Source organism: Quadrisphaera sp. KR29 (assembly GCF_052644995.1).
In genome coordinates, this window is sequence record NZ_JBQXXG010000022.1 from 1 (window position 1) to 12,687 (window position 12,687).

The following is a 12,687-nucleotide window of genomic DNA, read 5'->3' on the forward strand; positions in this document are numbered from 1 at the left end:
TCGCCCCCCCCGGGCCCCCCCGGGCCCCCCCCCCCTCCCCCCCCCCCGGCGCGTTCTTGGGGGCGCCCCCCCCCCCCGCGGGGGGGCGCACGCCCATGATCACGAGGGGGCGGGGGTCAGGGGCGCAGGAGCTCCTCCTCCAGGCGGAGCACCTCGAGGTCCCGGCCCACGCCGGCCACGGCGGTGACCCGGCCGTCGGCGTCGCGGTAGCGGACCACGGCGTCGCCGCCGGCCAGCGAGCCGTCGACCTCTGCGCTGCCGCTGCCCTCGCCGCCGGACAGGTCCGGAACTTCGCCGGCCAGTCGGTACTGGCGGCTGAACTGCTTGGTCCAGAAGAAGGCCGGCTCCGCCAGGCCGCCGTCCTGGCTGCGGCCGAGGACGTCGAGGGCCGCCGCGGCGCCCTGCCGCTGCGCCTGCGCCCAGTGCTCCACCCGCCGGCGCCGGCCGGTGGTGGCGTCGGGCCAGGCGGCCACGTCACCGGCGGCCCACACGCCGTCCGCCGACGTGCGCCCGCGGGCGTCGACCACCACGCCGCCACCCTCATCGTCGTCGGCGAGCTCGAGGTCGGCGCGGCGGGCGAGGTCGAGCCGTGGCGTGACGCCCGTGCCCACCACGAGCAGGTCCGCGCGGCCCTCGGCCGGGGCCCTGGTGCCGTCCTCCAGCTCGAGCACCCCGTCGTTCCAGCGCACGGCGCGGCCGGTGACGAAGATGACGCCCTCCGCCTCGTGCGCGGCGCGGACGGCCCGGCCCACGTCCTCGCCCATCTGGCGGGCCAGCGGCACCTCGGAGGTGGCCACGACGGTGACGTCCACGCCCTTCTCGCGCAGCACCGCGGCCGCCTCCAGGCCGATGAAGCCGGCGCCGAGCACCACGGCGCGGCGCTGCTCGGGGGCGTCACCCACGGCGGCCAGCAGCGCGTCGGCGTCCTCCAGGGTGCGCAGCAGGCGCACGTCGTCGCGGCTGAAGCCGGGCAGGTCGGGCCTGACCGGCTCCGAGCCGGGCGCGAGCACCAGCGCGTCGTAGCCGAGCACCGTCGTGGCGCCGTCGCCGGCGCGCACCGTCAGGCGCTTCTGGTCGGTGTCCAGCACCGTCGCCTCGCTGCCCAGGCGCAGCTCCACGCCGTGCTGGTCGTACCACTCGCGGGCCAGCAGCGGCAGCGCGTCCTTGGGCTTGGCGCCGGCGAGGTAGAACTTGCTGAGCTGGGTCCTGTCGATGGGCGGGTGCGGCTCGGCCGAGACGAGCACCAGCTCACCCGCGTAGCCCTCGCGGCGCAGCCGCTCCACCGCCGCGAATCCCGCCGCGCCCCCGCCGACGACGACGACGCGGTCCAGCGCCCCGTCGCCGCTGGTGCCGGCGGCCTCCGGCCCGGGCGCCGGCGCGCCGGCCCGCCCCGTCACGCGGACGACGGCCTCCTCCCCGCTGCCCTCGACCTCCACGGCGTACCGGGTCAGCGGCTGGTAGGCGGGAGCGAGCAGCGCCTCGCCGGTGCGCAGGTCGAAGCAGGCGTGGTGGAAGGGGCAGCGCACGAGGTCCCCGGTGCGCAGGCCCTTCGCCAGCGGCGCACCGACGTGGGTGCAGGTCGCGGACAGCGCGGTGACGCGCTGCTCGCCGCCGTCGTCGACGTAGCGGGTCAGCAGGACCTGCTCGGCGTCGTCGCCCGTTCCGAGGGCGCCGGCGAGGACGCCGTCCAGGGGCAGGTCGCCCAGGCGGACGCCGCGGGTGAGGTCGGGGGTCGTGTCGGTGTCTTCAGCCACCCCCGAAGAACTACCCGCTGGGAGCGGGTGCCGCCTGTCGAAGGTGGCGCAGACCCATGATCACGGCGGGTGGCCGTGATCATGGGCGCTCGCCACCCCGCCGCTCGTCAGAGCGGCTCGAGCAGGCGGCGCAGGAAGCGGCGGGTGCGCTCCTCACGCGGGTCGGCGATCACCTGGGCCGCTGGCCCGCGCTCGGCGACCACGCCGCCGTCGAGGAAGAGGACCTGGTCGGCGACCTGCTGGGCGAAGCGGATCTCATGCGTGACCACGACCATCGTCGTCCCGCCCTCGGCCAGGTCTCGCATGACGGCGAGCACCTCGCCGACCAGTTCCGGGTCGAGCGCGGAGGTCGGCTCGTCGAAGAGCACCACCTGCGGGCGGATCGCAAGCGCCCGGGCGATGCCCACGCGCTGCTGCTGACCGCCGGACAGCTGGGAGGGCAGCGCGTCCTCCCGGCCCGCCAGGCCCACGCGCTCGAGCAGCACCAGCGCCTCGGCGCGGGCCTCCTCGCGCGGACGCCCCTGCACCACGACCGGGCCCTCGAGGAGGTTCTCCAGCACGGTGCGGTGGGGGAAGAGGTGGTGGGCCTGGAAGACCATGCCGCTCTGGGCCCGCAGCCGGGCCTCGGCGCGCTGCGCAGCGCGCCGCCCCTGCTGCGGCAGCCCGGCGAAGTCGACCGAGACGTCGCTGATCCGCACGGCGCCGGCCTCGGGGCGCTCCAGGGCGTTGAGGCAGCGCAGCACGGTCGTCTTGCCGGAGCCTGACGGACCGATGAGGACGCTCACGGTCCCGGCCGGCACCGACAGGTCGACCCCGCGCAGCACACGGGTCTTCCCGAAGCTCTTCTCCAGCCCCGTGGCCTCGAGCAGCGGGGCGCTCATGCGGTCACGTACCTGTTCAGAAGGGCCTCGAGCCGGTCCTGGACGGCTGACAGTCCCACGCAGACCACCCAGTAGTAGACGGCGGCCATCGAGTAGAGGGTGAGGAACTGGTAGGTCGGGGCCGCGATGAACTGCGCCACCCGGAACAGCTCCGTCACCGTCACCACCGACACCAGGGACGTGTCCTTCAGCAGCGAGATGAGCGTGTTGCTCAGCGGTGGCACGGCCAGGCGGGAGGCCTGGGGGAGCACCACGCGGCGCAGCGTCGTCCCGTAGCCCATGCCGACGGTCGCGGCGGCCTCCCACTGCCCCCGCGGCACCGAGAGGATGGCGCTGCGGACCACCTCGGAGGCGTACCCGCCCACGTTCAGGCTCAGCGCGAGGATCGCGCTCGGCCACGGGTCGATCGTCAGGCCCAGCGAGGGCAGGGCGTAGAAGACGATGAAGAGCTGCACCAGCAGAGGGGTGCCGCGGATCGCCGAGACGTAGACGCGCGCGACACCGGAGACGAGCCGCACCGGCGACAGCCGCATGAGGGCGACGACGACGGCGATCGTGAGCCCGATGGCGAACGACGCCGCGGTCAGCGGGATGGTGCCGAGCAGCAGCCCCTGCAGCAGGGGCCACGCCGAGGTGCGCGCCAGCTCCCAGTCGACCACCGGGTCACCACCCGCCGGGGGCGGCGGCCGTCACTGGGAGACGTCCTCGCCGAAGTACTTCTGGGAGATCTCCGCGAGCGTCCCGTCGGCCTTGAGCTCGGCCAGCGCCTCGTCGACCTCGGGCGTCAGCTCCGACCCCTTGGCCAGGGCGAACGCCTGCTGGCTGGTGTCGGGGGTGCTCCCGGCGATCTTCACCGAGGTGTCGCCGGTGGTCTTGAGGTAGTCGAGGGCGGCGAGGTCGTCGTTGACGGTGGCGTCGACACGGCCCTGCTTGAGCAGCGTCACCGCCTGCGCGAAGCCCTCCACACCCTCGACGGTGGCACCGGCGTCGGTGGCGACCTGGGCCCAGTTGCTGGTCAGCGACTGGGCGGTCGTCTTCCCGGCCAGGTCGGCCACAGAGGTGATCGAGGTGTCGTCGGCGCGGGTGATGATGGCCCCGGTGGAGGTCGTGTACGGGGTGGAGAAGTCGTACAGCGCCTGGCGCTCGGGGTTCACGGTGACCTGGTTGGCGATGACGTCGTAGCGGCCGGCCTCGAGGCCGGCGAAGATCGCGTCCCACGTGACGTCGGTGAACTCGACCTGCACACCCATCCGGTCGGCGACGGCGGTGATGACGTCCACGTCGTAGCCGGTCAGCTTGCCGCCGTCCTCCTGGTCGTGGTAGGTGAACGGCGCGTAGGTGCCCTCGGAAGCCACGCGCAGCACGGCGCCCGTGCCGGACGCCGAGCCCGACGGCGCAGCGCTGCTGCTGCCGCTGACGATGCCGTCAGCCGGGGAGCCACCACCGCAGGAGGACAGGGCCAGCGCGGCGGCGGCGGCGAGCAGGACGAGGGGGGAGCGGCGGAGCACGGGCGACCTCCGGGTCGGTGGTGGAGCGGTGCGCCCCCGGACGGTCCGCGGGAGCAGCTGGTGGGGTGGTGGCGCAGCGGGGGACGGCGCTGCGGTGCTGAGCGCCGTCCCCCGCGGTGCAACGCTCGATCAGGCGCGGATCTGCCGGCGGCTGGAGATGACTCCGGTGTCGAAGCCGGCGAGGTGCAGCCCGCCGTGGAAGCGGGCGTGCTCGATCTTCACGCAGCGGTCCATGACCACGGAGATCCCGGCCTCCTCGGCCCGCCGGGCGACCTCCTCGTGCCACGAGCCCAGCTGGAGCCAGAGGACGCTCGGCGAGGTGCCCCCGCCCCTGGTCTCCTTCAGCTGCAGCACCTCGTCGAGCACGCTCGGCAGGTCCTCGTGGCGGCGGAAGACGTCCACGACGTCGGGCACCACGGGCAGGTCCGCCAGGCTCGGGTAGACCGGGCGCCCGAGGATCTCCGTCGCGCGCGGGTTGATGAAGTAGACGTCGTACGGGGAACTGGAGAGCAGGTACGTCGCCACGAAGAAGCTGGCGCGGGCCTGGTTCTCCGAGGCGCCGACGATGGCGATGCTCTTCGCCTCGCGCAGCAGCGCGAGGCGCTCGGGGGCGGTCGGGCCCACCCACGTGCGAGTGGTGTCCACGGTGAGCGTCATGCGTCAGCCCTCCTTCACGGCGGCGGTCAGGGCCTGGTCGAGGTCCCAGAGGATGTCGTCGAGGTCCTCGAGCCCGACGGAGATGCGCACCAGCTCCGGCTTCACGCCCCCGGCCTCGAGCTGCTCGGCGCTCAGCTGCTGGTGCGTGGTGGACGCCGGGTGGATGACGAGCGTGCGGGTGTCGCCGACGTTGGCCAGGTGCGAGGCGAGCTGCACGGCCTCGATGAAGCGGCGCCCGGCCTCGCGGTCGCCCGCCACCCCGAAGGAGAACACCGAGCTCGGGCCGAGCGGCAGGTACTTCTTCGCGCGCTCGTGGTGGACGTGGGAGGGCAGCCCGGCCCAGTTGACCCACGCGACGCGGGAGTCGGCCTCGAGCCACTCGGCCACGCCGCGGGCGTTGCGCAGGTGCTCCTCCATGCGCGGGGCGAGGGTCTCCACGCCCTGCAGCAGCTGGAACGCCGACTGCGCGGACAGCGACGGGCCGGTGTCGCGCAGCTGCTCCGAGCGCAGCTTGGTGAGGAACCCGTACTCGCCGAAGTTCTGCCACCAGCGGATGCCGTTGTAGCTCGGCACTGGCTCGGTCATCTGCGGGAAGCGGCCGCTGCCCCAGTCGAAGCGCCCCGACTCGACGACGACGCCGCCCAGGGTGGTGCCGTGGCCGCCGAGGAACTTCGTCGCGGAGTGGATGACGATGTCGGCGCCGTGCTCGATCGGGCGGACCAGGTAGGGCGGGGTGAGCGTCGCGTCGACGACGAGCGGCACTCCCGCGGCGTGCGCCACCTCGGCCAGGCCCTCGAGGTCGGCGACCTCGCCGGAGGGGTTGGCCACCACCTCGGTGTAGACGGCCTTGGTCGTGTCGGTGATCGCGGCGGCGTAGTCGGCGGGGTCGGTGCCGGCCACGAACGTCGTGTCGACGCCGAAGCGGCGCAGCGTCACGTCGAGCAGCGTCACCGTCCCGCCGTAGAGCTGCGAGCTGGCGACGACGTGGTCGCCAGCACCGGCCAGCGCGGCCAGGGTGATGAACTCCGCGCTCATGCCGGAGGCGGTGGCCACCGCGCCGATGCCGCCCTCCAGCGACGCGATGCGCTCCTCGAACGCCGCGACCGTGGGGTTGGCCAGACGGCTGTAGATGTTGCCGTACTTCTGCAGGCTGAAGAGGTTGGCGGCGTCGGCGGTGTCCTCGAAGACGAACGACGTCGACTGGTAGATCGGGACGGCGCGCGCGCCGGTCGCCGAGTCGGGGGTCCCGCCGGCGTGCAGCGACCGGGTGCGGAACCCCCAGGCGCGCTCGCCGCTGGGGCGCTCGGTGAGCGGGTCGGGGGAGACCGCGCCGGGCACGGTCTGCGGGGTGGCGTCCTGGCCGGCCGCCTCGGGGTTCACGGCGGCGCCGCCGGGGGTGTCCTGGCTCATGCGTCCATCCTCTCTCTGGCTGTCCTGGGGCCTGTCCGTCCTCCCCCTCCGCGACGATCAAGGGACCCCGCGCCACGTCCACCGACGGTCGGGCGAGGGGATGTGGCGCTCACGTCCTTGGTCGTCGCTGAGGGGGAGGGGGTGGGTCAGCTCGGGCGGGTCTGGCGGCGCTGGATGCCGTCGCGGACGGCGTCGACGGCGCGCTCGTCGGCGAGCGACGTCGTGTCACCCGGCGCCCGCCCCTCGAGCAGGTCGCCGAGGATGCGCCGCATGATCTTGCCGCTGCGGGTCTTGGGCAGGTCGCGGACCACCACGACGTGCTTCGGCTTGGCCACCGGCCCGATGACGGTGGCCACCTGGGCGCGCAGCGCGGCCTCGAGCGCGGGGTGCGCGTCGCCGTCGTCCAGCACCGACCGCGTGGAGGGGATGACGAAGGCCGCCACCGCCTGGCCGGTCAGCTCGTCGGCGACGCTCACCACTCCGGCCTCGGCGACGTCGGGGTGCGCCACCAGCGCCGACTCCACCTCGGTGGTCGAGAGGCGGTGCCCGGAGACGTTGACGACGTCGTCCAGGCGCCCGAGCAGCCACAGGTACCTGTCGGCGTCGTAGCGTGCGCCGTCACCGGCGGCGTAGAAGCCCTGCACGGCGAACTGGCGCCAGTAGGCGTCGCGGTAGCGCTCCGGGTCGCCCCACACCGTGCGGGCCATCCCCGGCCACGGCCTGCGGACCACCAGCCAGCCGCCCTGCCCGGGCTCCACCTCGCGGCCGGTGTCGTCGACGACGGCGGCGTCCAGGCCGGGCAGCGGGCGGGTGGCCGAGCCGGGCTTCAGCGTGGTCGCCCCCGGCAGGGGAGCGACCACCGTGGCGCCGGTCTCGGACTGCCACCAGGTGTCGACGACGGGCGCGCTGCCCCCGCCCACGTGCTCGCGGAACCACACCCACACCTCGGGGTTGATGGGCTCCCCGACGCTGCCGAGCAGCTTCAGGCTCGACAGGTCGTAGCGGGCTGGCACGTCGTCGCCCCACGTCATGCACGTCCGCACCAGCGTCGGCGCGGTGTAGTACGTGGTGACCCGGTGCTTCTCGATGATCTCGAAGTGCCGCCCCGGGGCGGGAAAGTCGGGCACGCCCTCGTACACCACCTGCGTGACGCCGTTGAGCAGCGGCCCGTAGATCGCGAAGGTGTGCGCCGTCACCCACGCGAGGTCGGCGGTGCACCAGTGGACGTCGGTCTCGGGGTGGGCGTCGAAGTGCGCCCAGTGCGCGTACCGGGCGTGGGTGAGGTAGCCGCCGGTGGTGTGCAGCAGGCCCTTCGGCCGGCCCGTCGAGCCGGAGGTGTAGATGATGAAGAGCGGGTGCTCGGCGGGGAAGGCCACGGCCTCGTGGACCGGCTCGGCGACGTCGACGGTCTCGTGCCACCACACGTCGCGCCCGTCGGTCCACGGGATGGGCTCCCCGGCGTAGGCCTCCTCACCGGTGCGGCGGACCACGAGCACGTGCTCGACGTGGTCGAGGCCGGCGACCGCCTCGTCGACAGCGGCCTTGACCGGCACGGCCTTCCCGCGGCGGAACTGCCCGTCGGTGGCCACCACCACCTTGGCGGCTGTGTCCGCCACCCGGAACCGCAGCGCCTCCGCCGAGAAGCCGCCGAAGACGAGGGAGTGCACCGCCCCGATCCGCGCGCACGCCAGCACCGTCACCAGGGTCTCGGGGATGACCGGCAGGTAGAGCACCACGCGGTCACCCGGCTCCACGCCGAGCGCCGTCAGGGCGTTGGCAGCGCGGCTGACCTCGGCGAGCAGGTCGGCGTAGGTGGTCGTGCGGGTGTCGCCGCGCTCGCCCTCGAAGTGCGTGGCCACCCGGTCGCCGTGGCCCGCGGCCACGTGCCGGTCCAGGCAGTTGACGGCGGCGTTGAGCGTGCCGCCGTCGAACCAGCGCGCCGACGGCACCGACAGCTCCGCCAGCGGGTCGGTGGGGTCAGCGCCGTCGCCGAACCGCGGTGGGGACCACTGCAGCACGGTGTGCCACGGGGTGTCCCAGTCCAGGTGCGCCGCCTGCTCGGCCCAGAAGGCCTCCGGGTCCTCCTCACCGCGCCGGTGCCACTCCTCGGCGGTGGCGGCGTCGAGGTTGGCCGCCCGGGCGAGGCCCTGCGGGGCGGGGAAGGTGCGCTCCTCGGCCAGCAGGGTGGTCAGGGTGGCGCTCACGGGCTGCGGCTGGGTCATCAGGGCGGGTCCTCCGGGCGGGAGCGGGGTCCAGGGGCGAGGGTGGGGTGTGGTCGCTGGGGCGCAGGGTGCGGGGCTCGTGCTGCTGGTGGCGGCCACCGCGCTGCACCTGGGGTTCCAGCTGGTGGTGACCGCGCTGGTCTACCCGGCGCTGCTGGCGGTCGGTGACGACGACGACGAGCGCGCCGCCGTCCGGTGGCGCCTCGCGCACGACGCGCACCGCCGGCGGATCACGCCCGTGGTCGGCCTCGTGTACGGGCTGCTGGCGCTCGCCTGCGCGTGGGTGCTGCTCGCGGGTCCGCGCAGTGCGGCGGCGCTCGTCTCGGTGGGCGCGGTCGTCGTCGTCGTGCTGGTCACGGCGACGGCGGCCGGGCCGGCCCACGGGCGGCTGGCCGCGCAGGGCCGCTCGCAGCCGCTGGTGCGCCGGCTGCGCCGCGCGGACGCGCTTCGCCTGGCCGGCGCCGTCGTCGCCGCTGCCGCCGCTGCCGCCGCGGCGACCGGGTGAGGGCTCACGCCCACCGCCGCAGCGCCCACCTCTCGAAGAGGCCGACCACGGCGTCGCTGAGCTTGCCCAGCACCGCGAGCGTGATGATCGCCAGGAAGATCCTGTCGGTGCGGCCGTTGTTGCCGCTCTCGGTGAGCAGGAAGCCCAGGCCGATCGAGGAGGCGATGAGCTCGGCCGCCACGAGGAAGAGCCAGGCCTGCGCCAGTGCCAGCCGCAACCCGGCCAGCACCGCCGGGACGGCCGCGGGCAGCTGCACCTGGGCCAGCAGGGACAGCCCGCGCAGCCCGTAGGCCCGGCCCGCCTCGACCAGCTGCGCGTCCACGTGGCGCAGCGCGGAGGCCGTGGTGGTGAAGACGGGGAAGAAGGCCCCGATGGCGATGAGGATGACCTTGGGCGGCTCGCCCAGGCCCACGTAGATGCCCAGCAGCGGCACCCACGCCAGGGACGGGACGGCGCGCAGCCCGCCGATGGTCGGGTGCAGCAGCGCGTCGGCCCAGCGCGACAGCCCGACCAGGGAGCCGACGGCGAGGCCGACCGCCGCGCCCGCGGCGAAGCCGAGGAGCACGCGCTGCGTGGAGATGGCGATGTGCTGCTGGAGCAGCCCCCGCTCCCACAGGTCGCCGGCGGCGCGCACCACGGCCGCGGGCGCGGGCAGGTTCACCGGGGGGTAGACCTGCAGCGCCACCAGCAGCTGCCAGAGCCCGAGCAGCGCCAGCGGCGGCAGCGCGCCCCACCACGGCGAGATGCGCCGGCGCGTCCCCGGCCCGCTGCGCCGGGTGCGCGGCGCTGAGGGGTCCCCGGAGCCGCCCAGGCCGCGGGCCTGTGCGCTGCGCCCGTCCAGCGTCGAGGGGTCGGCGCTCACGAGGGGTCCGCCTGCTGGGCGTAGGTCGGGTCGAACAGGCTCTCCAGGGCGGCGTCCACCGTGGCCTGGTCGGCCACGTCGCCGTTGGCCACGAAGAGCGGGCCGATCTTCTCCAGCACCGCCGCCTGCGTGGTGCCGGGGACGGGGGAGATGTCGAGCTTCGTGCGCCCCAGGGTGGTCGCGGCCACCTGCGGGTCGATGCCGGCGACCTCGGCGAGGAGGGCGGTGGCGGCCTCGAGGTTGGCCGGCACCCACGCCCGGGCCTTCTCGTAGGCGTTGACGACCGCCTGGGCCAGGTCGGGGGACTCGGCCAGGAAGTCCTCGCGGGCGTTCAGGACGCCGTAGGAGTTGAAGGCGATGTTGTCGTAGACGATCTTCGCGCCGCTCTCCGCCTGCGCGGCGGCCATGATCGGGTCCAGGCCCGCCCAGGCGTCCACGTTGCCGGCGTCCAGCGCGGCGCGTCCGTCAGCGTGCTGGAGGTTCTCCAGCGTGATGTCGGAGGTCGTCAGCCCCGCCGTGCCGAGCGCCTGCACGAGGAAGAAGTAGGGGTCGGTGCCGGTGGTGGCGGCAACCCGCTTGCCGCGCAGGTCCGCGACGCCGGTGATGGGGGAGTCCTTCCCGACCACCACGCCGGACCAGTTCGGCTGGCTGAAGACGTCGATGGTCTTGATGGGCGAGCCGTTGGAGCGGGCGAGCAGCGCGGCCGCGCCCGCGGTGGAGCCGACCTGGATGTTGCCGTTGCGGAGGAACTCGTTGGCCTTGTTGGAGCCCGCGGACTGCACCCACTCCACGGTGACGCCCTGGCCGCCGAGCTCGGACTCCAGCCAGCCCTGGTCCTTGATGACCAGGCTCAGCGGGTTGTAGGTGGCGAAGTCGAGGGTGAGGGTGCGCGCCTGCTGGCTCCCCGAGGAGGAGGCGCTGCCCGCGGCCGCGGCGGGCGCCGCGCCGGAGGCGTCCTCGCCCTGGGCGCACGCGGCGAGGCCGGCGGCGCCGAGCGGGGCCAGGGCGAGCAGCCCCAGCAGGGAGCGGCGGGAGGGGTGGGCGGGCAGGGCGGGGCTGGGCACGGGGGGCCTCCGGAGGTCCGTCGAGGTGCGGGCGGGCACGGGGTGGGTCAGGGGCAGGGACGGGTCAGGGGTGCTGCGAGGGGTGGTGCGAGGGCCGCGGCGCGCGGCGGGGGCGGGGACCGTGCCGGGCTCAGGCCCGGGGGACCCCGAGCAGCTCGAGCAGCTCGGCGCGCAGCGCGGCCAGGTGGGCGTCACCGCGGTCGCGGGGGTGCGCCACCTGCACGGCGGTGGTGCGCAGCACCCCCGCCCCGGCCTCGGGGGCAGCGCCCTCCGGGCGGCCCAGGACGACGACGCGGTCAGCCAGGTGGAGGGCCTCGTCGACGTCGTGGGTGACGAGCAGGACGGTGGTGGGCGTGGCCGCCAGCACCTCCAGCAGGAGGTCCTGCATCGTCAGGCGCGTCAGCGCGTCGAGCGCGGCGAAGGGCTCGTCCAGGACCAGCACGCCCGGGCGGCGGGCCAGCGCCCGCGCCAGGGCGGCGCGCTGCGCCATGCCTCCTGAGACGCTGCGCGGCCGGTGGCCGGCGAAGCGCGACAGGCCGACGACGTCGAGCAGGGCCGCCACGCGCTCGCGGCCCTCCTGCGCCGGGGTGCCGCGCGGCAGCCCCAGGGCGGTGTTGCCGGCGAGGGTGCGCCACGGCAGCAGGCGCGGCTCCTGGAAGGCGACGGCGCAGCGGGGGTCGTGGTCGCGCACCGGGCCGCCGTCGAGCAGCACCCGGCCGGCGTCGGGGGAGTCCAGGCCGGCGACCGCGCGCAGGAGCGTCGACTTGCCGCACCCGGAGGGGCCCAGCAGGGCCACCACCTCTCCTGCGGCGACGTCGAGGTCCACGCCCTCCAGGACGACGTGGTCCCCGAAGCGGCGGCCGACCCCCTCCAGCCGGACGGGGACCGGCGAGCCGGCCCCACCGGCTGCCGAGGGGTGCGGGGGCTGGGCGGCGGCCCCGGTGCGGGTGCGCGAGGGTGCGCTGACGGCGCTGGACACGACGGCCTCCATCGGTCCTGGCGGTAGCACCGGTCCGAGGGAGCACCTCGGGTGGTTGCTGCGGCGTCGCTGAGCCAGGTCTCTCGGCCGCTCGGGATGGTCGGGCCCGATGGTACGGGGTCCGCGGGGCAGGTCGGCCCTCCAGGTCCCCCGCGGAGCCCCGCGGCGGCTGCGGGGCCGGTCCCGGTCCGGGCCGGGTGCTCGCCCGGGGGCTGCGGCCCGTGACGGCCCGTGCCCCCGCGGCGTCCGCTCGGGGGAGGGTCCGCGCCCGCGCCGGTGACCGCGTCGCCCGGTCGGAGTGCTGCTCGGTGGACAGGTCCCCGCGCGCCCGACAACCTCGCCGACGTGGACACCGCGACGGAGCAGCTGATCGCCTCTCTCGAGGCGCTGCTCGACGCCGCCAGCCTGGACGGGCCGACCACGCAGGTCGTCCCACTGGAGGACTGGGCCGCTGAGCAGGCATGATGGCGGTGTGGTGACGGCAGGCGCGCGGCGCGGGCGAGGTGACCTCGAGCGGGAGGTGCTCGCGGCCCTGGGCGCCGCAGGAGCCCCCGCCACCCCCGCGGAGGTGCGCGAGCGCCTGGCCGGGGACCTCGCCTACACCACGGTGATGACCACCCTGGCGCGCCTGCACGAGAAGGGCCTGGTGCTGCGCGAGCGCGACGGGCGGGCGCACCGCTACCGGGTGGCCGACGCCACCGAGGTCGCCGCGGCGCGGATGCGCCGGACCCTGGAGTCCAGCGAGCGCCGCGAGGCGGTGCTGGCCCGCTTCGTCGGCGACCTCGCCCCGGAGGACGTGCCCGTGCTCGAGCGGCTCCTGCGCGACGCCGAGCGGCGCGGCTGAG

Annotated in this window: 12 protein-coding genes and 1 riboswitch; of the genes, 2 read left to right on the top strand and 10 right to left on the bottom strand. The window is 75.3% G+C overall.

All coding sequences use genetic code 11. The features are described 5' to 3' along the window. Positions 1-116 precede the first annotated feature (116 nt). The 7 genes from ACUN9U_RS16115 to acs all read right to left on the bottom strand — a co-directional run bounded on the left by ACUN9U_RS16115 (position 117) and on the right by acs (position 8,432). Positions 117-1,754 (bottom strand): FAD-dependent oxidoreductase, encoded by a 1,638-nt coding sequence (locus ACUN9U_RS16115; RefSeq protein WP_445486036.1) that lies wholly within the window; start codon positions 1,752-1,754, stop codon positions 117-119. 107 nt (positions 1,755-1,861) lie between these two features. Next, complete coding sequence (locus ACUN9U_RS16120) at positions 1,862-2,635, bottom strand: amino acid ABC transporter ATP-binding protein (protein ID WP_445486037.1); 774 nt, start codon at positions 2,633-2,635, stop codon at positions 1,862-1,864. Then, positions 2,632-3,294, bottom strand: coding sequence for an amino acid ABC transporter permease (locus tag ACUN9U_RS16125; protein WP_445486038.1), 663 nt, complete (start codon positions 3,292-3,294; stop codon positions 2,632-2,634). The genes ACUN9U_RS16120 and ACUN9U_RS16125 overlap by 4 nt, the downstream gene beginning before the upstream one ends. A 30-nt stretch (positions 3,295-3,324) precedes the next feature. Continuing rightward, a complete protein-coding gene (locus tag ACUN9U_RS16130; protein ID WP_445486039.1) occupies positions 3,325-4,143 on the bottom strand; it encodes an amino acid ABC transporter substrate-binding protein in 819 nt (272 codons plus the stop codon). Positions 4,144-4,272: 129 nt separating this feature from the next. Then, the gene (locus ACUN9U_RS16135) at positions 4,273-4,800 is read right to left on the bottom strand and encodes a CoA-binding protein (protein ID WP_445486040.1); all 528 of its coding nucleotides are present in this window, start codon (positions 4,798-4,800) and stop codon (positions 4,273-4,275) included. Between the two features lie 3 nt (positions 4,801-4,803). Next, positions 4,804-6,210: an O-acetylhomoserine aminocarboxypropyltransferase/cysteine synthase family protein gene (locus ACUN9U_RS16140; protein WP_445486041.1), complete on the bottom strand. Its 1,407-nt coding sequence runs from the start codon at positions 6,208-6,210 to the stop codon at positions 4,804-4,806. 146 nt (positions 6,211-6,356) lie between these two features. After that, positions 6,357-8,432 carry an acetate--CoA ligase gene (gene acs, locus ACUN9U_RS16145; protein ID WP_445486042.1) on the bottom strand — a complete coding sequence of 692 codons (2,076 nt, stop codon included), beginning with the start codon at positions 8,430-8,432 and terminating at the stop codon, positions 6,357-6,359. Positions 8,433-8,481: 49 nt separating this feature from the next. Between acs and ACUN9U_RS16150 the strand changes: the two genes are divergently transcribed. Continuing rightward, positions 8,482-8,937, top strand: a complete 456-nt coding sequence (locus tag ACUN9U_RS16150) for a hypothetical protein (RefSeq protein ID WP_445486043.1) — start codon at positions 8,482-8,484, stop codon at positions 8,935-8,937. Between the two features lie 4 nt (positions 8,938-8,941). Here the strand turns inward: ACUN9U_RS16150 and ACUN9U_RS16155 are convergent, their stop codons facing one another. The 3 genes from ACUN9U_RS16155 to ACUN9U_RS16165 all read right to left on the bottom strand — a co-directional run bounded on the left by ACUN9U_RS16155 (position 8,942) and on the right by ACUN9U_RS16165 (position 11,842). Further along, entirely contained in the window at positions 8,942-9,799 is an 858-nt protein-coding gene (locus tag ACUN9U_RS16155) for an ABC transporter permease (RefSeq protein WP_445486044.1), read from the bottom strand. Then, on the bottom strand, positions 9,796-10,863 hold the full coding sequence (locus tag ACUN9U_RS16160; RefSeq protein ID WP_445486045.1) for an aliphatic sulfonate ABC transporter substrate-binding protein: 1,068 nt from the start codon (positions 10,861-10,863) through the stop codon (positions 9,796-9,798). The genes ACUN9U_RS16155 and ACUN9U_RS16160 overlap by 4 nt, the downstream gene beginning before the upstream one ends. Before the next feature lie 130 nt (positions 10,864-10,993). Further along, positions 10,994-11,842 (bottom strand): ABC transporter ATP-binding protein, encoded by an 849-nt coding sequence (locus ACUN9U_RS16165; protein ID WP_445486046.1) that lies wholly within the window; start codon positions 11,840-11,842, stop codon positions 10,994-10,996. A gap of 5 nt (positions 11,843-11,847) precedes the next feature. Continuing rightward, a riboswitch (SAM riboswitch) is annotated at positions 11,848-11,945 on the bottom strand. 369 nt (positions 11,946-12,314) lie between these two features. Between ACUN9U_RS16165 and ACUN9U_RS16170 the strand changes: the two genes are divergently transcribed. Beyond that, positions 12,315-12,686 (top strand): BlaI/MecI/CopY family transcriptional regulator, encoded by a 372-nt coding sequence (locus tag ACUN9U_RS16170; RefSeq protein ID WP_445486047.1) that lies wholly within the window; start codon positions 12,315-12,317, stop codon positions 12,684-12,686. Position 12,687: the final 1 nt, after the last annotated feature.